At 74.4% G+C, this 360-nt stretch carries 1 protein-coding gene; it reads right to left on the bottom strand.

Annotated elements, in window-relative coordinates; translation table 11 throughout:
• The coding region (locus tag ACEN88_RS34705; RefSeq protein ID WP_413346952.1) for a hypothetical protein at positions 1-360 on the bottom strand (360 nt) is incomplete at both ends.

A 360-nucleotide genomic window follows, 5' to 3' on the forward strand; every position in this document is an offset into this window, starting at 1 on the left:
CCCCCCCGCACCCAGCGCGGCGCGCGTACGGGACCCGGCATCGGCACGGTGCGTTCGAACGTCCAGTGTTTCAGGTCGCTCGAGCGCGCGAGGCCGATCTCGTTGCCGGCCCCTGCCACGTACGCCACCCGGTACCGGCCGCCGTCGCGCACGAGCGCCGGGTCGCGCAACATGCCGCGCGGCGGCGCATACGCTTCCGACGCCTGCGTGACGAAGGTCGTGCCGTCGTCCGAACGGAAGATGCTCAGGCGGTCCGGCAGGCCGGGCGCCACGGCGGCCATCAGCCATGTCGTGTCGGCCCGGTTCGCCCGGTCCCCGGCGCGCGCTGCCGTATCCGACGCCTGCGGAATGCCCAGCTCC

The organism is Massilia sp. CT11-108, from assembly GCF_047302915.1.
Taxonomy (GTDB): domain Bacteria; phylum Pseudomonadota; class Gammaproteobacteria; order Burkholderiales; family Burkholderiaceae_D; genus Telluria; species Telluria orientalis.